The sequence below is a fragment of the Corynebacterium lehmanniae genome (assembly GCF_043161975.1).
GTDB classification, from domain to species: domain Bacteria; phylum Actinomycetota; class Actinomycetes; order Mycobacteriales; family Mycobacteriaceae; genus Corynebacterium; species Corynebacterium lehmanniae.
This window is the reverse complement of the sequence record NZ_CP170998.1, coordinates 2,083,711-2,105,367: the sequence shown is the minus strand read 5'-3', so window position 1 is coordinate 2,105,367 and position 21,657 is coordinate 2,083,711. Positions and strand designations below refer to the sequence as shown.

General features: G+C 64.6%; 10 protein-coding genes, 1 tRNA gene and 2 pseudogenes. 4 read left to right on the top strand and 9 right to left on the bottom strand.

Going from position 1 to position 21,657, the window contains the following annotated elements:
* Positions 1-96 precede the first annotated feature (96 nt).
* The 8 genes from crgA to ACF3NP_RS10060 are packed head-to-tail and all read right to left on the bottom strand — an operon-like array spanning position 97 to position 9,525.
* Positions 97-372, bottom strand: coding sequence for a cell division protein CrgA (crgA, locus tag ACF3NP_RS10095; protein ID WP_181889436.1), 276 nt, complete (start codon positions 370-372; stop codon positions 97-99).
* A gap of 48 nt (positions 373-420) precedes the next feature.
* Positions 421-2,517, bottom strand: coding sequence for a Stk1 family PASTA domain-containing Ser/Thr kinase (gene pknB / locus ACF3NP_RS10090; RefSeq protein WP_181889437.1), 2,097 nt, complete (start codon positions 2,515-2,517; stop codon positions 421-423).
* Entirely contained in the window at positions 2,518-4,017 is a 1,500-nt protein-coding gene (locus ACF3NP_RS10085; RefSeq protein WP_181889438.1) for a serine/threonine-protein kinase, read from the bottom strand. It abuts the gene before it with no gap.
* Entirely contained in the window at positions 4,018-5,472 is a 1,455-nt protein-coding gene (locus ACF3NP_RS10080; protein WP_181889439.1) for a penicillin-binding transpeptidase domain-containing protein, read from the bottom strand.
* A complete protein-coding gene (locus ACF3NP_RS10075) occupies positions 5,469-6,821 on the bottom strand; it encodes an FtsW/RodA/SpoVE family cell cycle protein (RefSeq protein WP_181889440.1) in 1,353 nt (450 codons plus the stop codon). The genes ACF3NP_RS10080 and ACF3NP_RS10075 overlap by 4 nt, the downstream gene beginning before the upstream one ends.
* On the bottom strand, positions 6,818-8,173 hold the full coding sequence (locus ACF3NP_RS10070) for a protein phosphatase 2C domain-containing protein (protein ID WP_181889441.1): 1,356 nt from the start codon (positions 8,171-8,173) through the stop codon (positions 6,818-6,820). The genes ACF3NP_RS10075 and ACF3NP_RS10070 overlap by 4 nt, the downstream gene beginning before the upstream one ends.
* Positions 8,170-8,619 carry an FHA domain-containing protein FhaB/FipA gene (locus ACF3NP_RS10065; protein WP_181889442.1) on the bottom strand — a complete coding sequence of 150 codons (450 nt, stop codon included), beginning with the start codon at positions 8,617-8,619 and terminating at the stop codon, positions 8,170-8,172. Before ACF3NP_RS10065 ends, ACF3NP_RS10070 begins: the two co-directional genes overlap by 4 nt.
* A gap of 12 nt (positions 8,620-8,631) precedes the next feature.
* Complete coding sequence (locus ACF3NP_RS10060) at positions 8,632-9,525, bottom strand: DUF3662 and FHA domain-containing protein (protein ID WP_181889443.1); 894 nt, start codon at positions 9,523-9,525, stop codon at positions 8,632-8,634.
* 178 nt (positions 9,526-9,703) lie between these two features.
* On the opposite strand from ACF3NP_RS10060, the gene ACF3NP_RS10055 reads away from it, so the two are divergent.
* Positions 9,704-9,788, top strand: a tRNA-Leu gene (locus tag ACF3NP_RS10055).
* A gap of 120 nt (positions 9,789-9,908) precedes the next feature.
* On the opposite strand, the pseudogene ACF3NP_RS10050 reads toward ACF3NP_RS10055, so the two are convergent.
* Positions 9,909-10,119 (bottom strand): annotated as a pseudogene (locus tag ACF3NP_RS10050) (IS256 family transposase); the annotation flags it as partial.
* Positions 10,120-10,659: 540 nt separating this feature from the next.
* Here ACF3NP_RS10050 and ACF3NP_RS10045 point away from each other — a divergent pair.
* The 3 genes and pseudogenes from ACF3NP_RS10045 to ACF3NP_RS10035 all read left to right on the top strand — a co-directional run.
* Positions 10,660-12,528: pseudogene (locus ACF3NP_RS10045) on the top strand (DUF6923 family protein); the annotation flags it as partial.
* Between the two features lie 348 nt (positions 12,529-12,876).
* Positions 12,877-20,721 carry a hypothetical protein gene (locus tag ACF3NP_RS10040; protein WP_392399151.1) on the top strand — a complete coding sequence of 2,615 codons (7,845 nt, stop codon included), beginning with the start codon at positions 12,877-12,879 and terminating at the stop codon, positions 20,719-20,721.
* Between the two features lie 378 nt (positions 20,722-21,099).
* Positions 21,100-21,651, top strand: a complete 552-nt coding sequence (locus ACF3NP_RS10035) for a phospholipid scramblase-related protein (protein ID WP_181889447.1) — start codon at positions 21,100-21,102, stop codon at positions 21,649-21,651.
* The last annotated feature ends 6 nt before the right edge of the window (positions 21,652-21,657 follow it).

Sequence of the window (21,657 nt, the reverse complement as noted above, 5' to 3'; positions counted from 1 at the left end):
GCCTCGAACCCCCGCCAAAGCAAAAATCGGATTGCGGCAAATATTTGCCACAATCCGATTTCACACAACCCCCAACTCAAAACCCCCGAAGAAGAACTACCGCCAACCCATCGTCATCAGCAGACCAAGGATCATCCCAGAAAACCCGATGGCGTAGTTCCACGGCCCGAGCTGCCCGAGCCACGCAAGCTGGTCGCCAGCGAGGTAGTAGAGGATCAGCCAGGCCAGGCCGAAGATCATCAGCCCGAACATGATCACCTTGTACCAGACTGGGGTGCCGCCGGTGTTGACCTTCACCGGCGTGCGCGTGGTGCCGGCGGAGGTGCTGCTAGCTGGGCGGATGGGGTCTTTGGTTACTTTTGCTTTAGGCATGTGCGCTCCCTTGGTGTGTGCGGGCCAATGCGTCGTGCTTATCGACGTCTAAAGCCCGAGCCCGCGCTGCACATTCCGCAGCGCGTTGTTCGCGTTCTGGGGTTGAACTGTATCAGCCTGCGGCGCGGCCGCGTTATTCTGCGGGATGAGTTTGCCAGCGTCGAACTTCCACAGGTTGTAGCCGATGGCTTGGTCCTTGCGGATGGTTTCGCCGGCGGCGACTTCCTGGTGGCCGATCAGGCCGTCGTCCACAAGCGCGCCGGTGGGCACCGTCGGGCCGGGTACGAAGCGGCCGTTCCAGCCGGCGTCGCGGAGCGCCTTCTCGGCTTCCTCGGGGCTTTGGCGGGTGATTTCCGGCATGTTCATGAGCATGCCGTTGGACACGCGCAGCTCGATGGTGGTGCCGGATTCCACGTCGGTGTTTTCACCGGCGACGGCGAGCACCTGGCCCTCCGGTTTCTGCGAGTCCACGCTGGTGACGGTGGAGCGCAGCTGCAGGGAGGACAGGGTGGCGGTGGCCTGCTCGACGTTCAGCCCAACCAGGGACGGCACCTGCACCATCTCCGGCCCGGAGGAGACGGTGATGGCGATGCGCGAGCCCTTGGCAATCTGGGTGCCGCCGGCGGGCTGCTGGGACAGGATGATGCCTTCGTCGATGTTGGCGCTGGATTCGCGGCGCACGTTGGGGTTGAGCTCCAGCCCGGCCTTCTTCAGCTCTTCGATGGCTTCTTCGGCGGTCAGGTTGGTCACGTCCGGCACGTCGGTCATTTCCTTGCCGGAGGAGACGGTCAGGGTGATCTGGGTGCCGCGCTTGAGCTCGGAGCCGGCGGCGGGGTTGGTGGAGATCACGTTGCCGCGTTTGATGTCGGGGCTGGGTTCTTCCATGACGGAGACGGCGAAGCCGAGGTGTTCGAGTTCGCGGACGGCGTCGTTGCGCGGCATGTCCGCGAGTTCGGGCACGGGGACCATTTCCTCTTGGGTGATGGCCGGGTCGTTGTTGTCCTTGTTCACGGAGAAGTAGTCGTAGACGAACCAGCACACCGCGGCGGCGAGCAACAGGCCCAGCAGCGCGGAAAGCCACTTCAGCCAGTTGGAGGAGGTTTTTTCGTTGGCGGCGCGGTGGTCCGCGTAGCGCGTGTGCCCGGAGGAGGCGGCAGATGCTTCTCGACGCACCACAGGTTCGCGCACCACATCCCCAACCACGGCGGTGTGGTCCTGGGACGGCGGGTACTGCGCGTCGATGGCGTGGGAGCCGGCGTCTTCCTCCGCGGCGGCGAGGTGGTTGCGGGCGGCGGTGGTGACGTTGCCGCGCTCCAAAAGCGCGAGGTCCGCGCCCATTTCGTCGGCGGTCTGGTACCGGTCGGCGGGGTGTTTCGCCATCGCGGTGAGGATGACGGAGTCGACGTTGACGGCTTCGTTGTCCGACAGCGGCGCGTTGATGCGCTCGGACGGCGGCACCGGGTCTTCCTGGACGTGCTGGTAGGCCACGGCGAAGGGGGATTCGCCCTCGAAGGGCGGCACGCCGGTGACGGCTTCGTACATCACGCAGCCGAGCGCGTAGATGTCGCTGCGCGCGTCGGCGGCCTTGCCGCGGGCCTGCTCGGGGGAGAGGTACTGCGCGGTGCCGATGACGGCGGAGGTTTGTGTCATCGCGGAGGTGGAATCATCCAGCGCACGCGCGATGCCGAAGTCCATGACCTTCACGGCACCGGTGTTGGTGACCATGATGTTGGCGGGCTTGATGTCGCGGTGGATGATGCCTGCGTCGTGGCTGGCCTGCAGTGCCCGGGTGACCGGCAGCAGCAGCTTCGCGGCGCGCTCCGGGCTCAGGGGCCCTTCGTTGCGCACGATGTCGCGCAGGTTCATGCCGTGGACGAGCTCCATGACAATGTAGGGCACGTCCACGCCGGAGGTTTCCACGGAGCCGGTGTCGTAGACCGAGACGATGTTGGGGTGGTTCAGGCGCGCCGAGTTTTGCGCTTCGCGGCGGAAGCGTTCGCGGAAGTTTTCGTCGCGCGCCATGTCGATCTTCAGCATCTTCACGGCAACTTCGCGCCCGAGGGACACGTCGGTGGCGGCATACACGTCCGACATGCCGCCGGTGCCGATGATGTCGCCGAGTTCGTACCGGTCCGCGATGAGCATTTACCTGCCACCTCCGAGCAAGCTATCAAGGTTGGGCAATTCTACCGCAGGGGCCGGTGAGTTCGTGACCTCGGGCTGATTGCCTATCGACGGCTCACCTGCCGGCGCCCCACCCTGCTGCGTCGGAGTCGCCGCGGACGGCTGCTCCGGCGCGGAAGTTCCGGGGGCGGGCGGCTCGGCGGACGGCTCCGCCGGGGCCGGTGCGTTGTCGGCCTCGGACTCCTCGAAGCGCAGGGTGCCCGGGTTGCGCGGCTCCGTGATGGTGGTGCGCTCGCGCTCGGTGGTGGTCTCGGTGACCGGATCCTCCGTGTCTGCCTCTTCCTCCGGCGTCGGGGTGGTCGCGCTCATGGTGGGCCGCGGGGTGGTGGGGGTGCCGCCGCCGGTGAAGCGGTCGAACACGCCCTCGGTGTACGCCCAGGCGGCGCCGCCGGCCAGAAGCGCGAGCAGCAAGATCGCGGAGATGACCGGGCCTGCCTTAGACGACTTCTTGTCCGCTTCGTGTTCGCGCGGCGCTGGTGTCGCCGCGGACGGCGGGTAGGCGCCCTCGGGGCGGGAGGTGCGTTCCTCGGCGACGCTGGCCAGCATCTGGGTGGACGCGGTCGCGGACGGCTCGGTGGCCACGACCTGGGTGTGGCCGCCGGGCTGGGCGGGACGCAGGCCCTGGCGGACCTGGGAGATGGCCAGCTGGAACTCGTTGCCGTCGCGGAAGCGCTGGCCGGGGTCCTTGCGCAGGGCGATCTCGATGAGCTCGCGCGCCGGGGCCGAGACAGAAATGGGCAGCGCGGGCGGCTCGGCGGAGACGTGCGCCAGCGCCACGGAGACCGACGAGTCGCCGGTAAACGGGCGCTTGCCGGAGAGCAGCTCGTAGCCCACCACGCCGAGCGAGTAGACGTCGGACGCCGCGGTGACCTTCATACCCTGGGCCTGCTCGGGGGAGACGTACTGGGCGGTGCCCACCACCATGCCGGTGCGGGTCAGGGGCACGGCCGCGGCGGCTTTGGCGATGCCGAAGTCCGTGATCTTCACCTGCCCGTGCTGGGTGAGCATGAGGTTGCCCGGCTTGATGTCGCGGTGCACCAGCCCCATGCGGTGGATCACGGCCAGGCCGTGGGCGGCCTGCTCCAGGACGTCGAGAGCCAGCGCCTCATCCAGCTGGCCCTCGCGGGCGATGAGGTCCGCCAGCGACTCGCCGCGGATGTACTCCATGATGATGTAGCAGACGGTGAAGCCCGCGTCGGTGTCTGCTTCGCGGTAATCGTAGGTGGCCACAACGTTGTCGGAGTTGATGCCCTGGGCACTCAGCGCCTCGTTGCGGAAGCGGGCGAGGAACTCCGCGTTGGAGCTGAACTCGGGCCGCAGCACCTTGATGGCCACCTCGCGTTCGTTGGCCAAGTCGTCTGCCAGCCACACGGTGGACATGCCGCCGTGGCCGATGATCCACTGCAGCTGGTAGCCGTCGCCGACGAGCTGTTGCAGGTCCTCGCGGTTTTCGGTGTTCATCTACTGTGCTCCTTCCACGGGTGCGGGGGCGGCGGGTGCTGCGCGCAATACGGCGCGTCCGATTGGTCCGGCGACTTGGCCGCCGTAGGCTGCCTCGCCCATGTTGCCACCGTTTTTCACCACCACGGCAACGGCGACGTCCTTGGCCGGGTCGAAGGCGACGTACCACACGTGCGGGGCGGCGCCTTCGGCGTGCTCGGCCGTGCCGGTCTTGGAGGCGAATCCGTTGCCGTCGTAGCCGAAGGTCCACCGCTCGGACGCGAACATCAAGTCCGTGATCGTCGCGGCTTCCTCTTCCGTTACGGCCTCGTTGAGTTCCACCGGCTCGGTTTCGTGCAGGACCTTGCCGTCGGCGTTGCGCACTTGCCGCACCACGTGCGGTTCCATGCGCTTGCCCTTATTTGCGATGGTCGCAGACATCATCGCCGCCTGCAGCGCGGTCATGGTCACGTCGCGCTGACCGATGGTGGACTGCGCCAGCTCGGCGCCGCCGGGCAGATCGCCCAGCGAGCCGGCGGCATTCGGCAGGCCCAGGTTGTAGCGCTCGCCCACGCCGAAGCGGGCGGCGGCGTCGCGCAGCGCATCCGGGCCCATGGCGAGGCCCATCTGCACGAACGCGGTGTTGCAGGACAGGGCGAACGCGGTGCGCAGCGGCACCTGCCCGCCGCCGGCGCAGGGCTGGCCGCCGTCGTTGGTCAGCGGGATGTTGTCCGTGCCCGGCAGGATCGTCTGCGCCTCGCCGGTCAGCGGCGACTCCGGCGTGAAGCCGTTTCGCAGACCCGCGGCGGTGGTGATGATCTTGAAGATCGAGCCCGGCGGCAGCTGCTCCTGCGCCGCGTGGTTCAGCAGCGGGTTCGCCGGGTTGCCGGTGGCCTCGGCCCAGGCGCCCTCGGCGGTCGCTGGGTTGGCGATGCCGTTGGGGTCGTAGCTGGGGGTCGAGGCCATGGAGAGCACCTCGCCTGTCGACGGCCTCACGGCCACCACCGCACCATCAAAACCCGGCTTGGCCAGCTGGTCGTACGAGAAGGCCTGCAGGTTCGGGTCCAGCGTCAGGTCGACGGTGTCGCCCTTCTTGCCGTCCTCGAGCCCGGTGCGCAGGAAGCGCGAGGCGGTGCCGGAGTCGCCGGTGAGGTCGCCGTTGTGGGTGGCCTCCAGCTGGGAGGTGCCGAACTGGTCGGAGACAAACCCCACGATCGGCGCGAACGACCACGGCATGTTGGGGTAGGTGCGCTGGTAGAAGCCGGTCTCTTCGTCGCGGTGGCTCTGCGCCAGCACGGTCCCGCCCGTGACGATGTCGCCGCGATTGGTGCGCTTGAGGTCCATGAGGATGCGCGAGTTGTGCTGGTTCTGCGCGTACTCGTCTTCGCGCATTCCCTGCACCACGGTGAAGTTGACCAACAGCGCCGCGATCATCAGCAGCGCGACCACGGCGCCGTAGCGGATGGACTTGTTCATCGTGCACCCACCATCTCAGGGCGCGCGGTGCCCGCGGCGACGGCGTCGTAGTCCGCGGGGCGGTTCGCGCTGTTGGAGATGCGCAGCAGCAGGCCGAGCAGGATGTAGTTGGCCATCACGGACGAGCCGCCGGCGGACATGAACGGCGTGGTCAGGCCCGTCATGGGCATCATCGCGGACACGCCACCGGCGACCACGAAGATCTGGATCACGATCGTCAGCGCCAACCCGGATGCGAGCAGCTTGCCGTAGGAGTCGCGCGCCTGCATGGCGGTGCGGAACCCGCGGGTGATAAACACCGCGAACAGGCACAGCACCGCCGCGATGCCCACAAACCCCAGCTCCTCGCCGATGGCGGCGAGGATGTAGTCGGAGTGCGCCACGGGCACCAGCTCCGGGTGGCCGTAGCCCAAGCCGGTGCCGGTGATGCCGCCCCAGCTCAGGCCGATCAGCGCGTTGGCGGGCTGGTTGCCAATGCCGTCGAAGTCCGCGAACGGGTCGATGAAGTTGGACACGCGCTCCTGGATCTTGGAGCTGACCTGGTAGACGGCGTAGCCGCCGACGGCCACCAGGCCGACGCCGATGAACAGCCAGGAGGCGCGGCTGGTGGCGAAGTAGACCATGCCCAGCACGGTGGCGAACAGCAACAGCGCCGGGCCGAAGTCGTTGGAGATGCCCATGATCAAAATGGCGATGGCCCACACCATGAGGATCGGCGCGAGGTCGCGCAGGCGGGGGAAGGTCATGCCCAAGAAGCGCTTGCCGGCGACGGTGAACAGGGCGCGCTTCTGGGCCAGCAGCTGGGCGAAGAAGATCAACAGCAGGATCTTGGAAAACTCGCCGGGCTGGATGGAAAACGGCCCGAGCCACAGCCAGATGCGCGCTTCCTCATACCCCGGGGGCTGCGGCCACACCAGCGGCAGGGCCAACAGAATCAGGCCAACCAGGCCCAGCAGGTAGGAGTAGCGCGACAGGGACTTGTGGTCGCGGATGACAATGAGCGTGAGCACCATCAGCCCCACGCCGACTAAGGACCACAGCATCTGGCGCTCCGCCAGCGGCCCGTAGCCGGGGCGTTCTGCCAGGTCAAGGCGGTAGATCACCACCAGGCCCACGGCGTTGAGCAGCGCCACCACGGGCAGCATCACCTGGTCCGCGTGCGGTGCCAAGAACGCGATGGCTACGTGTGCGATGGCGTAGACGCCCATGAACCCGCCGATGATGTAGAGCATCTCGGTGGACAGGGTGCGCCCTTGGCTCGTCTCTAAGCCAAAGAGCATGAGGGCTAGCAGGCCTGTGGTGAACAGCAGGAGGAGCAGCTCGCGGCTGCGGGATACTAGGCGGCTCATCGCACCTCCCGGCACTTGCCCTCGTCGGCGCTCTTCTTGTCCGTGCAGGCCGGCAGCGCCTGGTCCGCCAACTCATTCAGCTTGGCTAATACGTCGTCGTAGGAGCCGGTGACGTCTTCGACCTCGCGCTTGTCCTTGGGCAGGTCGGAGGTGGTGAAGATGCTGCAATCGCCCGGCTTGCTGTCCTTGGAAATCACGCGCAGGTCGCCCTTGGTGTTCAGGCAGGCGCGCTGGATGTCCTCGGTTTTGGTGTCCGCGAACAGGTTGTCGCGTGTGGTGTGCTGCACCACAAACTCGCCGGAGTCCTGCACCTTCAGCGCGTACTCGTCGGTGGCGCGGGACTGCGACCACATCACGCCCGCCACCGCGAGCACCAGCAGGAGCACTAGCGTTGCGACGACCCAAGGCCACACCGACGACGGCTGCTTCTTCCCAGCGCCGCTAGTGTGGCCCTCCTCGTCGTCGGAAGCATCCGCGTCTTGAAGTTTTGCCCGGTTGTGGTCCGGGGTGATGGTCTCGGACTTGCGCAACAGCGCTGCGGCGCGGGAGGCGGCGGAGTCCGGGTGGGAGGACTCGTAGCCCGGGTCCAGCGCACCGGCCTTGACCGCGGCGCGGTTCTCGCGGGCGTTGTTCTCGGTGGCCTCAACGACCTCCGCCACCACCACGGTGACGTTGTCCGGCCCGCCGGAGCGCAGCGCCAGCTCGATCAGGCGGTTCGCCGCCATTTCCGGGGTGCCGTCGCCGAGCGCGAGCTGGATGGTCTGCTGGGTCACCGGGTCGCTCAACCCGTCGGAGCACAACAGCACGCGGTCGCCCGGCTGGACCTGGATCAGCTCCAGGTGCGGCTCCACGTCCCGGCCGGTGTACGCCTTCAAAATCAGGGACTTCTGCGGGTGCGAGGAGACGTCCTCGGGCGCGAGTTTGCCGTCGTTGACCAGCGACTGGACGAAGGTGTCGTCGACGGTGAGCTGCCGCAGTTCGCCGTCGTGAAGCAAATAGCCCCTGGAATCGCCCACGTGGATCAGGCCGAGCTCGCGGCCGTTGAACATCGTCGCGGTCAGGGTGGTGCCCATGCCGGCCTGCTCGGGGTGCTCGGCCACGGACGCCTCGATGGAGGCGTTGCCGTCCTCGGCCGCCGCGCCCAAAAGAGCGAGCATGTCCGCGTCCTCGGGGTCGCGGTCCAGGTGCTCGAGGTGCTCGACCATGAGCTGGCTGGCCACCTCGCCGGCGGCGTGGCCGCCCATGCCGTCCGCAAGCACCAGCAGGTGCGGGCCTGCGTAGGCGGAGTCCTCGTTGTTGCCGCGGACCAGGCCCCGGTCGGACACGGCCACGAAATCTAATGCGAGCTTCACGGCATCAGCCTCACAATCGTGCGTCCCATCTTCATGTCCGTGCCCACGGTCACCCGCTCAGGCTGATCAATGCGCACCCCGTTGACGAAGGTGCCGTTGCGCGAATCCAGGTCCTCCACGAACCAGTCGCTGCCCCTGCGGAACAGGCGCGCGTGGCGCGAGGAGGCGAAGTCGTCGCCCAGCTGGAAATCGTTGTCTCCCGCTCTGCCGACAGTCAAGTCTTCTAAGCTGGCAATTTCCATGTGGGAGCCTTGCAGCGGCCCCTCAACTACCGCAAGGGTGCGGGCTTTCTCCCTGGGGGCGGGGGCGGAGGCACTTGCTTGACGACGCACCGCGCCACCCGCCGACACCACATCCTTCCTCTGCGTCCACATCACCAGGAAAATGAACACCCAGAGCAAGGCCAGAAGGCCGAAGCGGGCGCTGAGGATCATGGTCGAGTCCATGGCAAACCCTTCTTACGGGCGGAAGTATTCGGTGCTGGGGTGCGCCACCGAGTCGGTGAACTCCGGCTGGTTGGCGCTGGCCTGCGGCTGGTCCTCGCCGCCGATGATGCGGACCTCAATGCTGGAATGCCCCAGCGTGATCACGTCGCCGTCTGCCAGCATCCAGTTTTCCACCGGCTCGTCGTTGACCGTCGTGCCGTTGGTGGACTGCAAATCCACCAGCACCGCCACCTGGCCGTCCCAGGTGATCTCCGCGTGCTGGCGGGAAACCCCGGTGTCCGGCAGGCGGAAGTCCGAATCGTTGGAGCGGCCCAGGATGTTGGAGCCCTCGTGGACCAGGTACGTGCGCGACGAGCCGTCCTGAAGCAGCAGGCTCACCGTGGTTGCCTCAGTGTTGGCAACAGCCTGGGGGTCCTGCGGCTGGTTGGCGTTAGGTTCGGACATTGCATCCTCCTTCAATTGCGAGCGCGAGGCCTTGCGCTTCTTCGGCTCCGCCACAATGGCGTCGAAGCCGCTGACCACATCCGGCATGGTGTCGATGTAGCTAGACACCCGGAGCTGGCCAGTGCGCAGACCCGACTCCTCCGCGATACGCACAACAACAGGGCCATCCAAAAACCATTGTTTGTTGCGCACGTAGCGCATGAGTTGATCGGCGAGGTCCACAGGAAGATCGCGGTTCTGCGACAGGTTCTCCAAGTCCTTCGAAGACACACCCACCGCGTACACGTTCGGGGCGACGTACTCGTCCTTATCCGTGACCACCAGCGAGTCCTGGGCTTCCTGCTTGACCAGCTCCTCAATTTCTTCAGGCACAACCTTGCCGCCGAACAGCGCCGCCATGGAATTGTCCAAGCCGCGCTGCAGAGAACTGTCCAGCTTTGCCAGCCTGTCCATCACTGCCATTTCCTGCGCACCTCCTTTCTTCACATCAGAATTTAAGTAACCCGGACAGTATAGGTGCCGCACCCGACACCACCTATCCGCGCAGCGTGTCGGCCCCGTTGCAGACGCGGGATAAAAGGCGGTGTGCGCTGGCGATTTGTAGTTTTTGTGAGCTGCGTTCTATATTAATCAAGTCGCCCGCCCGGGTGGCGGAATTGGCAGACGCGCTGGCTTCAGGTGCCAGTGTTCGCAAGAACGTGGGGGTTCAAGTCCCCCCCGGGCACAAATAAGTCTCGAGACATCGTTCCTACGGTGTCTCGAGATTTTTCTTTTTCTGGTTCGGGCTGGGGCGATTTGTGGGGTTAAACGACAAAAAGTGTGTCTGGCTCGGCGTGTCGTGGGGGTTAGATTTGGCCTTTTTGGATGCCGATTGAGTGGGTGTAGTCGGTGTCGATAGCGTTGTCGTAGAGGGCTGGTCGTCCTGTTTCGTGGTCGGCTTGGTCGTCGGTGTGGGCTAGGGGGCACTTTGTCGAGCTGGCCCCAGTCGGGCTGCCTAGCGATTTCTACTGGATAGTTATGCAGCTCCGGCTCGAGGCAAAGCCTCCAATCTGGAAGCGTCCTGGGTTTGATTCCAATCGTTTTTCAGAGCGTGATCAGAATCATGCCGATGAAGTTCGGCGATGCTCTCAAGGGCATTGTGCTTCGTTTGGCGGACAACCTCATAGCGAAGGGCGCTCAGCGCTGGGTGCGGCGGTAGGGAGCGGTGAAAAGCTCAGCCTTGCACTGAGCACGCTCAACGATTAGTTGAAATCGAATGGGGCGATGTCCGATGTCGAGGCTGGCACCGGAAAGTCAGCGGTCCGAGGAAATGAGGCCTTTGCGATGAGAAATACGGGGCAAAGCTGGGTCGATTTTGCGCCAAAGCTCGGGGTCTACCCAAGTTAGACCTTCTGAGAGGGTCAGGTTTTTAGGGACGCAGGGTCACTACTTCGATCTGTAAATGTCTCGCGGCTAATGGGTTCGGGGAACGCGCCTAGAAAATAGCCTGATCCTGAGTTTAACCTTAGACCCGAAAAAGTATACAGCGGTGAAACTAACCAGAATGTAGGGTAAAAACATCCTGCCTACTTTTGTAGAATTGAGAGGTTCGCGGCTATGACAAGGCGAAATAACAGATATATCGGTAGAAGAGTGTTGGCTGCGTTTTCCACCGTAGGAATCGTAGTAGGTGCTGAAACAGTAGTATCGCCCATCGACGTAAGTACTGGAATAGAGCCAGCTTGGGCAAATGCACAAACTAATCCGCGATCTTCAAGCTTCGGCATAATTGATGACGATATAGTTCGGATTAACTTGTTCAATGCGACAGGGTCCCCGATAACTGGAAACAGGTTTATTGTTAACCTTGGCGATTCAAGACTCACAGATCCTGTCTCCCAGTTAAGTTTCACCGCCGCGGTAGTCGGCCACGGCAGAACAACCCCGTACACTGTAACCGGTGTCAGCAAGGTAGACGAGAGCTCAGTTTCTTTCCAGTTCTCTTCGAACGTGACAATTGCTGCTGATGATACATTGCAGCTCACAGCTACTACGCCTAGCCCGGAACTAGATGACAGGAATGCAAGTGGCTCGTGGGATGCGACCTATGCGCCGGAATTGACTTTGGACGCGGTCGATGGGCCGCGTGATCCTCTAAAGCTGACGGAGAACCAGGGGCGTTGTGCACTTGAGGTGTCTCGAAATGCGGGGGTGAGCACGTGGATCGCGGAAAGCTACTATCAGTCGAGTGATGTCGCCCCGAACGGTGTTGGGCCTCGCAACACAATGCGTAATCACACTGTCTTGCAGTACAGGGTAGACGGAACTCAGGGCGCGGAGGCATTCAAACCCATCAGTTCCTCGAAGTGGGTCTATAACGGGCTGGCATATAACCCGGCGGACGGCTACCTATATGCCGTTTCTCAAGATCGACCACTTAACGACGGTGATCAATCTGGGCTAAACAACAATCCAAAGGATCCCAAATACCCAGCTGGATACCTACTACGCATCAGTCCTGAGACTGGTGGCGTAGCGAAGTTGGGCAAGATTGCACCTGCGGGGGATGCCGGTTCGTTTAGTAAGGATATCAACTCTGGTATCACCAACGGTGCATTCGACCGCGCAGGGAATTACATTTTCTCGAACAACTCGGTAAATGGGTCTGGTGACATTTACACTATTAAGTTTGAAGGGGGGAGTGGTACAGAGCTTTCCCTACCGGTGACCTCTCCAGACGATACGCAAATCCAAGCGGTCCGGCGCCAGCATGATCCGCTTATAAATGCTAACGACTGGGCGTACTACTTCGAAACCCGGTCTGAAGACGGCCGGACGTATATCGAAACACCGAGAGACAAGAGCTTTATATGGTCGCTTAACTCGAGCGATGGGCGCGTCTACCTGCACAGAACTGACGTTTCAACTGGTAACGTGCTTAAGCTCGATGTAACGGGAATCTCGACACCCACCGGCCAAAAGTTAGAGCCGGGCGTCACCTACGGCAACGCGTGGACGTACTCGAATGGAAACTTGGGATTTAGTGCTAATCAGAAAAATCTCGCTTATCAGCTATCGATTCAGGACCCCTTCGGCACACATCCTCGAGTAGGTCTGATATCCGTCGAGCAGGTGCCCACGTCCTATAACAACGATGCCACCTCAAACGCGTTCACCGTAGCCGAGTTTGAGAAGGCTGGTGTTGATCTCGGGGTTGAGAAAACGCTCGAAATGGTCGACGGGCATCCAAAATGGACCATCAAGGTAACAAATAACTCTCCCTGTGCGTCGTCGGGATTCACAGTACGAGATCTCATTTCAGGCGATCTTTCGAACGTAAAAGTTTCGACTGAAGATTCGGGGTGGACTCAAAGCACTGCGGAACGCGGCGACAGCCTCAACTGGGTACATGGTCCTCTTGGAGCTGAACAGTCGACATCTCTGGTCGTGGAGGCCGATGTCGCTGACGGAAAGTGTGCTATTAACAAGGTTTCCGTAATCGGAAATGAGCCTGATCCTGTCTCGGAAAACGATGTCGCTGCCGCTGGTGACTGTGATCCTGCGCTGTCTATCAAGAAGTACATCAATGGCAAGGATGCTCAAGATGCTGACAGGGATAATTGGCCAGAGATTTTCCCCGGCGACACTGTGAACATCAAGTATGTGGTCAAGAACACGGGTAGTGGCGAAGTCACGGGTATCAAACTGGAAGATATCGTTGACAAAGGTGAGAACCCGTCGAAAATTCAGGACCTCATCAAAAAAGAACTAGAAAAGGTCAAAATATTCTCTCTGGAAGGCAGCCAGGAGACAGAGATCCCGATCAATTTTAGGATGCCCGAGAGCATCGGTTCCGACACGTATGAGCACCGGAATTATGCCAAGGCCGCAGGTGTTTTCGACCCGAACGCGCAGGATTTCCCGACGTTTAATGGCGGCGACGATGAGGTGGGTTTTGACCCGTTCCCGCAAACCCTCCCAGCCCGAAAGGTCGAATCCGAACCAGATGAAGCGAACGCGTACTTCCGTCCGACACCGCCCGTCGTTGAGAACCCGCAGTTCTCGGTTGAGAAGCTGAGCAACCAGTCTGCCATCAACCTGGAGCGCAACCAGGACGGCAAGTACGCCTACACGGCGGAGTACACCATCATCGTCAGGAATGATGGCAAGGGCGACGGCGAGCACGCAGCCATCTACGACGTGCCGCTGCGCGGTGTCGGCTTCGAGCTGGACTCTGTGCAGGTCGATGGCCAGGACGCGCAGCTGCAGAACGGCCGCTACAAGATCGCTGACAGCGCAGCTCTCGCAGCTGGCGAGTCCAAGACGTTCACCGTCACCGTCTCCGGCACCATCTCCGACGCCGCGGCGGGCAACCTGCCGGCTGCGTACGGCCAGTGCGACGCCACCGGCGCGGACGCCACGAAGAACTCCGGCCTGCTCAACGTGGTCAACATGGACGGCGATTCGGACGGTCCGGACAACAACATTGTCTGTACGCCGGTTGAACTGCGTCGTCTGAACATCGAGAAGCGCATTGATGGCCGTGAGGAAGCCATCGTGAAGCCGAACGAGCCGATGGACATCTGGTACCGAGTCCGTAACACCGGCAACGTCACGCTCCACGACGTGAAGCTGTCGGACAACGTCCAGGAAAACAACGACGCGCTGCAGCAAGAGATCACCAAGCAGCTCAACGGCCAGGACACCTTCGATCTCGAGCCGGGCGAGATCCGCGACGTGCACATCTCGGTTAAGGCTCCGGAGGGCGAGCACGTCAACGAGGCTCGCGCCGACGTCCCGCCGACCACGATCCCACCGGTGACGCTCCCGCACACCACGGTCCCGGGCAAGCCGGTGCCGTCCACCGCCGTGTCCACCACGGCGAAGGCGAAGTCGCCGAAGATCACCATCAAGAAGTACGTTAACGGCTACGACGACGGCACCGCCGTCACACCGGGCGAGGATATGGAGATCCTCTACCGCGTGGTAAACGAGGGCAGCATGCCTGTCGACGGCATCCGCGTCGTCGACCAGGTCACCCAGGCCACCGATAAGCAGGGCCTGCAGGCAGCCATCAACGCCGAGCTGGCAAAGGAGCCGGCGTTCAAGCTGGAGCCGGGCGGCGTGAAGGAGATCCGCATTACGGTGCCGGCGCCGGCAGGCGGGCACGTGAACGAGGCTGTCGCCACCGCGCCGGTGACCGTGCCGGGCACCACGGTGCCGCCGGTGACGGTCCCGCCGATCACGAAGCCGAGCACCACCATCCCGGGCTCTACCGTGCCGGGCACCACCGTTCCGTCCACCGTGGTCACCGTGACCGCGCCGCCGGATGAGGGCCGCTCGGAGTCGCCGCAGCTGGAGATCACCAAGTACATCAACGGCCGCGACGAGGGCGATGTCCTCGCGGCGGACGCCGAGACGATGGAGATCACCTACCGCGTGCGCAACACTGGCGTCGGTGAGGTCAAGGGCATCACCATCGCCGACGAGGTCACCGAGGGCGCGGAAATCCCGGACCTGGCAGACAAACTCGCTGCTGTCGAGCCGTTCCACCTCGCGCCGGGCGCGTTCAAGGACATCACCATCGAGGTGACCGCGCCAAAGGGCGGCCACGTCAACGTGGCTAAGCCGGTCGTGCCGCCGGTGACCGTTCCGGCCACGACCATCCCGGGCACCACGAACCCGAACACGACCATCCCGCCGACCACGGTCCCGGAGCGCGAGGTGACTCCGACGACAACGCCGTCCGATGATGCGCGTTCGAACGTCGTGAAGCTGGAGCTGCTCAAGGACATCTGGAGCAACGACACCAACGACTGGAAGACCGCCGACAACGTCGACGAGGCTTCCGACGCCGCTGTGGTCGACGCTAACGGCAAGATGCGCATCCGCTACACGGTGAAGAACACCGGCTCCCTGCCGGTGTCCGGCATCGGCATCGTCGACGAGGTCACCGAGCTGACCAAGGGCACCGACGCGGACAAGCAGGCGCTCACCGACGCGATCAACGCCGAGCTGGAGAAGTACGGCAAGGACTTCACCCTGCAGCCGGGCAAGTCCCGCGCAGTGGAGATCACCGTGGACGCGCCGAAGCAGCGCCACATCAACGTGGCAAAGGTGACCGCACCGCCGGTAACCACGCTGCCGGGCTCCACCATCCCGGGCACCACGGTGATGACCACCACCAACGGCTCCACCGTCCCGGTGACCACTGTGACCCCGCGTGTGGTTGAGCCGTCCACCGTCACCCCGAACACCCCGTCCAACACCGCGCACGCGACGCCGACCTCCTCCACAACTCCGGTTGTTCCGGAGCCTGTGAACCCGCAGTTCTCGGTGGAGAAGCTCGGCAACCAGGCCGGCATCGAGCTGAAGCGCAACGAGGACGGCCAGTACGGATACTCCGCCGAGTACACCATCCGTGTGCGCAACACCGGCCCGATTGCCGGTGAGCACGCGAAGGTGTGGGACGTGCCAGTCCGCGGCGTTGGCTTCGACATCGACTCCGTCACCGTCGACGGCACTGAGGTCAAGCCGGAAAACAGCCGTTACCTCATCAGTGAGGAAGCTGAGCTCGCCGTCGGTGAATACAAGGACTTCCAGGTCGTGGTCAACGGCACCGTCTCCGATCAGGCCGCGAACGCGCTGCCGGCAGCCGTCGGCCAGTGTGACGCCGTCACCACGCAGAACCCGGGCGCGGGCTCCGGCCTGGTCAACACCATCGAGATGGAAGGTGACTCGGACGGCCGCGAGAACAACATCGTCTGTGAGCCGGTTGAGCTGCGCCGCCTGAACATTGAAAAGCGCATCGACGGCCGCGAGAACGCCCCGGTCACCCCGGGCGATGAGATGGAGATCTGGTACCGCGTCCGCAACACCGGCAACGTGACCCTGTCCGGTATCACGCTGGCGGACCAGATCAAGGAGGACAACCCGGACCTCCAGAAGGAGATCGACGCCGCGATCGCCAAGATCGAGGCCTTCGACCTCGCGCCGGGCGAAGTCAAGGACATCACGTTCCCGGTCACCGCCCACGCTGGCGAGCACACCAACGAGGTGCGCGCCCAGGTGCCGGAAACCACTATTCCGGGTACGACCCGTCCGGAGACCTCCATCCCGGAGACCACCGTCCCGCCGGTGACCGTCCCGGGCACCACCAACCCGGAGACCACGGTGCCGGGCACCACCATCCCGGGCTCGACCGTCCCGGCGACGACCATCCCGGGCACCACCGTGCCGGGCCGTTCGGTCCCGCCGACCACGGTCACTGCCACCGCGCACGCGGGCTCCCCGTCGCTGGCCATCAAGAAGTACATCAACGGCTACGACAACGGCACCCAGGTCGCGCCGGGCGAGGACATGGAGATCCTCTACCGCGTCTCCAACACGGGCTCCGTGCGTATCGACGGCATCCGCCTCGCCGACGAAGTCACCGAGGCCGCCGACGAGAACACCTCCAAGGCGCTGCAGCGCGACATCGACGCCAAGCTCAACGGCATCGACCAGTTCGCGCTGGAGCCGGGCGAGGTCCGCGAGTTCCGCATCACGGTGCCGGCGCCGGCTGGCGGCCACGTGAACGTCGCTAAGCCGATCGTGCCTCCGGTGACCGTGCCGGGCACCACGATCCCGGGCACGACGAACCCGAACACCACCATCCCTGCCTCCACCGTGCCGTCGACCGTGGTCACCGTGACCACCCCGTCGGACGATGCCCGCTCGGATTCGCCGATCCTGGACATCAAGAAGTACATCAACAACCTCGACGACGGCGACATCGTCAACCCGGGCGACGACATGGTGATCACCTACCGTGTCTTCAACAAGGGCAACGTCGACGCCAAGGGCGTGACCGTCGCCGACGAGGTCACCGAGGGCTCCGACGAGACCAAGACGGATCTGACCAAGCAGATCGAGGCCGAGCTGGCCAAGGTCGAGCCGTTCGACGTCCCGGCCGGCGGATTCCACGACGTGGAAATCACGGTCAAGGCGCCGGCAGGCGGCCACGTGAACGTCGCAAAGCCGAACGTTCCGCCGGTGACCGTGCCCGCGACCACGATCCCGGGCACGACGAACCCGCGCACCACGATCCCGGAGACCACCGTCCCTGAGCGCGTGGTCACGCAGACGACCACCCCGTCCGACGACGCCCGCTCCGACTCCCTCAAGCTGGAAATCCTCAAGGACATCTTCAGCCTGAAGGACAACACGTGGCACGCCGCGGATACCGAGGACGACGCCGCTGTTGTGGACGCCAACGGCCAGATGCGCGTGCGCTACACGGTCACCAACACCGGTTCCGTCACGCTGGGCGGCATCGACATCGTCGACAACGTCACCCGTCTGGACGGGGGCGACCAGCAGGCGCTCACCGACGCGCTCAACGCCGCGCTCGAGGCAGAGGGCCGCGGCTTCACCCTGAAGCCGGGCGAGAAGAAGGTCGTCGAAATTACTGTCGACGCACCGAAGGGCTACCACGTCAACGAGGCCATCGCGACGGCCCCGGCGGTGCCCACCACCCAGACGCAGGTCTCCTCGGTACCGGGCACCACCGACGCCACGACGACGGTGCCGGGCTCGCTGACCACCACCGTGGTCACCACCGAGAAGACGCCGAACGTGCCGACGAACACCGCACAGGCAACGCCGACCACCTCGGCGACCACCCCGGTGCCGCCGCCGGTCACGGAGACGACGACTGCGCCGGCGCCTGAGCGGCCGCAGTTTGCCGTCGAGAAGCTTGGCGCCCGTGCGGGCAACGTTGCGCTGACCCGCAACGACGAGGGCACCTACGACTACTCCAACGAGTACGTCATCCGCGTGCGCAACTCCGGCCTGGTCAACGGCGAGCACGCCACCATCTGGGATGTGCCGCTGCGCGGCGCCGGCTTCACGGTCACCGAGGTGGCCGTCGATGAGAAGGCTGTGGCAGTGGAGAACGGCCGCTACAAGGTCGCCGACGCTGCAGAGCTGCCGGCCGGCGAATACAAGGACTACAAGGTCACCGTCACCGGCACGCTGGCTGAGGCCGCGGCGAACAACCTGCCGGAGGCTGTCGGCCAGTGCACCGCCGAGGGCGCGAACCCGGGTGCGGATTCCGGCCTGGTCAACGTCGCCAACATGAACGGCGACTTGGACGGCCCGGCGAACAACGTTGTCTGCACTCCGGTTGAGCTGCGCCGCCTGAACATTGAAAAGCGCATCAACGGCCGCGAGGACGCTTCCGTCACTCCGGGCGAGAAGATGGAGATCTGGTACCGCGTCCGCAACACCGGCAACGTGGAACTGAACGACATCGCACTCGCGGATCAGATCCGCGAGGACGACCCGGAGCTGCAGGAGGAGATCAACGCGGAGCTGGCCGAGAAGGCCAAGCCGTTCAACCTCGCGCCGGGCACCTTCCAGGACATCCGCATCGAGGTCACCGCGCCGGAGGGCGAGCACGTCAACGAGGCTCGCGCCGAGGTGCCGGAGACCACGGTTCCGGAATCCACCCGTCCGGGCACCACGATCCCGGGCACGACCGGCCCGTCCACGTCGGTGCCGCCGGTAACCATCCCGGGCACGACACTGCCGGGCACCACCCGTCCGGGCACGACGGTCTCCACCACCGCGCGCGCGAACTCGCCGCTGCTTGAGGTGAAGAAGTTCATCAACGGCCGCGACGAGCACGCCCTAGTCAACGCCGGCGAGGACATGGACATCACCTACCGGGTGACCAACAAGGGCACTCTGCCTATCGACGGCATCCGCCTCACCGACGAGGTGAAGGAAGACAACGCCGAGCTGCAGCAGGCCATCGACGCCCAGCTGGGCAAGGTCGCTCCGTTCGCGCTCGAGCCGGGCGAGTCCATGGACGTGACCGTGACGGTGAAGGCCCCGGCCGGCCGCCACGACAACGTCGCGGGCGTGACCGTGCCGCCGGTGACCATCCCGGCCACCACGATCCCGGGCACCACGAACCCGCACACGACTGTGCCGGGCACCACGGTGCCGTCGACAGTGGTGACCGTGACCGCGCCGCCGGATGACGCCTCCTCCGACTCCCCGCAGCTGGAGATCCTCAAGGAGATCAAGCGCGCGGATGAGGGCGACGACGCATGGCGCGACGCCGAGACCGAGGGCGACGCCCTGCCGATCGGCGAGGGCGAGACGATGGAGCTGCGCTACACGGTGACCAACACCGGTTCCGTGAAGCTGGACGGCGTCGACATCGTGGACAACGTCACCCGCCTGGACGGCGGCGACGCCGACGAGTTCACCGCCGAGATCAACAAGGCGCTGGAGTCTGCAGGCCGCGGCCTGTCCCTGGAGCCGGGCGAGTCCGTGGAGATCGTGATCGAGGTCTCCGCGCCGGCGGGCTACCACGTCAACGAGGCGATCGCGACCGCACCGCCGGTCACCGCCACCGAGACCGTGGTGTCCTCCGTGCCGGGCACGACCAACGAGACGACGACGGTTCCGGGCAGCTTCGTCACCGAGACCACGGTGGTGGAGCGCACCCCGAACACGCCGACGAACAAGGCGCAGTCCACCCCGACCACGGGTGTGGCACCGTGCGACTGCGAGGTCAAGACCACCACGATCATCCCGGCGCCGGTGACCACCACCGTGTCCGGCGAGGTCACCACGGTCACGCCGGACCCGGTCACCTCCGAGGTCACCATCACGGAGACTCCGGAGCCGGTCACCTCTGAGGTCACCACTACGGAGACCCCGGAGCCGATCGTCACCACTGTGGTGCAGACGCAGGATCCGATCACGGTCACTCGCACCACGCCGGTCACCACCGTGCAGACGGTGACGCCGGAGCCGCAGACGGTGGTCACCACCGTTGAGGGTCCGGAAGTGACCACCACGCCGGATGTTCCGGGCCAGGTGGTTGTGGTTGTGGACGACTCCGGCAAGACCGTCACCGAGGTCGCACCGACCCCGGTGGATGGCTACACCCCGCCGGTGACCGCGACGGCAACGTACACGCTGCCGCCGGTGGTCACGGAGACGCTGCCGCAGATCACGGTCACCGAAGTGCCGACCACCCTGGTCACCACCAAGGCCACCGTGGATGAAGGCACCGACATCCTCGGCCGTTGTGTCGCCAACGCGGTGCGCTCGCCGATCCTGTACATGGTGCCGCTGCTGCTGGCGGGCCAGGTGCTGGGAGAGGTCGCTGCCCCGTACGTCAACGCGGTGAACGAGCAGTTCAACCAGATCTCCGCGGAGATCCAGGATGAGATCCGCCGCAAGACGCCGAACTTCGGTTACGGCCGCCGCGGCCAGGAGAACGAGCAGGTCGCCGAGCTGCGCGCGAAGGCCGAGGCCGCGAACCGCATGCTGCAGGAGCTGGCAATGCGTCCGGACGTGCAGCAGTACGGCCAGTGGGCAGCTATCGCCGCCGGCGTGGTTGTCGCGGGCTCCGTCCTCTACGACTGGTGCTCCAACGAGGCCGGCGAGGCGTTCACCGCCATCGGCCCGAAGAAGTCGACCTCCGTCGACGAGGTGCGCGTGGGCGGTTCCTCCCTCGGGGGTGACCGCGTGACGACGGTCGTCCCGCCCGTCACCAACACCCCCGGCCGCGACGAAACCGCCGAGGACGCAGGCGAGGCCGCTGGTGAGGCTGGCTCCGAGGCCGGCTCCGCTGACGGCTCCTCCGCGGGTTCCTCGGAGGGCAGCTCGAACTAACGCTCCTCTGAGCTAGGCGCGAAACCCCGGCAGGCTGGAACCCCAGCCCGCCGGGGTTTTCCGCTGCGCGGCCAGTCGAAAAAGTTTAAGCCCCGGGCGCATGCTTTCGCAGAGGCGACACCGAGGCGTACGGCTCCCTAGTGTACTCGCAACCTCGACGGCAAGGCGTATCTCTCGGAGATGGGAGCGTCTCACCTGTTAGCGACTCGACTGGCGGGCGTCGGGACATACCCCGAGTAACAAACCCCTATTAAGGCCCAAAAATGGCCATACTAGGGAGGGCTTACTAGGGGTTTGTGGAGATGGGGGACAGGGCAGGCAAAACCAGCCGCCAAAACCACCCACCCAGAACCAGCCACGCCCCGTTAGGGTGGTGGTGTGTTTAGGGAACGTGAGATCGTCGTAAGGCAAACGAAGGCCCTGGGCCGCGACACGTTCGCGATCGAGGGCCCGGGCGGGGAGCTGCTGGGCACGGCCAGGCAGACGCTGAAGATGAGCGACCTGGTCAAGGCGTCGCGCGGGGTGGAGGTGTTCGACGCGGCCGGCGCGCACGTGCTGAGCATCGAGGACCCGGTGAACTTCATCCGCGACAAGTACGTCGTGCACCAGGTCAACCCGCCGCTGGAGCTCGCGCGGCTGACGCAGCGGTTCGCCTGGATCGGCGCGAAGTTCGACGTGCAGGTCGCGGGCTTTCCGGACGTGCAGATCCAGGGCCAGGCGTTCCAGCTGAACTACACGCTGACCAGCCAGGGCCGCCCGCTCGCGACCGTGGACGCGGAGTATTCCGGCATGGGGCGGATGCTGATGGGCAAGTCCAGCTACCGCGTGCGCATCGAGCCCGGCCTGGACGAACGCCAGCACGCGGCGGTGATCGGCATCGCGTTGGCCATTGATATGCGCCGCGCGAAGATGCGCAGGAACTCGGGTTAGAGGGGG

Coding starts and splice junctions, on each gene's coding strand:
- crgA (WP_181889436.1), bottom strand. CDS start 372: ATGCCTAAAGCAAAAGTAACCAAAGACCCCATCCGCCCAGCTAGCAGC.
- pknB (WP_181889437.1), bottom strand. CDS start 2,517: ATGCTCATCGCGGACCGGTACGAACTCGGCGACATCATCGGCACCGGC.
- ACF3NP_RS10085 (WP_181889438.1), bottom strand. CDS start 4,017: ATGAACACCGAAAACCGCGAGGACCTGCAACAGCTCGTCGGCGACGGC.
- ACF3NP_RS10080 (WP_181889439.1), bottom strand. CDS start 5,472: ATGAACAAGTCCATCCGCTACGGCGCCGTGGTCGCGCTGCTGATGATC.
- ACF3NP_RS10075 (WP_181889440.1), bottom strand. CDS start 6,821: ATGAGCCGCCTAGTATCCCGCAGCCGCGAGCTGCTCCTCCTGCTGTTC.
- ACF3NP_RS10065 (WP_181889442.1), bottom strand. CDS start 8,619: ATGGACTCGACCATGATCCTCAGCGCCCGCTTCGGCCTTCTGGCCTTG.
- ACF3NP_RS10060 (WP_181889443.1), bottom strand. CDS start 9,525: ATGGCAGTGATGGACAGGCTGGCAAAGCTGGACAGTTCTCTGCAGCGC.
- ACF3NP_RS10040 (WP_392399151.1), top strand. CDS start 12,877: ATGCCCGAGAGCATCGGTTCCGACACGTATGAGCACCGGAATTATGCC.